The organism is Microbacterium sp. GbtcB4 (genome assembly GCF_019091465.1).
Taxonomy (GTDB): Bacteria; Actinomycetota; Actinomycetes; order Actinomycetales; family Microbacteriaceae; genus Microbacterium; species Microbacterium paraoxydans.
Genome location: NZ_JAGXJJ010000374.1, coordinates 1 through 245, shown reverse-complemented (window position 1 = coordinate 245; position 245 = coordinate 1). Strand labels below are relative to the sequence as shown.

Annotated in this window: 1 pseudogene; it reads left to right on the top strand. The window is 68.6% G+C overall.

The annotated features are described in order from the left end of the window. Positions 1 to 245 (top strand): annotated as a pseudogene (locus KVS71_RS18200) (BMP family ABC transporter substrate-binding protein); the annotation flags it as partial.

Here is a 245-nt window from a genome sequence, read left to right as displayed (position 1 = left end):
CGCCAACCTCGGTGGCAACGCGGCGGCCGCCTGGTCCGCTGAGGCCGGCGTGAACAAGGTCGGCACCTACGGCGGCATGCAGATCCCGTCGGTCGCGGTCTTCATGGACGGCTACCAGCTCGGCGGCGAGAAGTACAACGAGGACAAGTCGGCCGACGTCCAGGTCTTCGGTTGGGACGCCGCCACTCAGAAGGGCTCCTTCACGGGCGGCTTCGACGCCAACGACACCGCCAAGCAGACCGCCC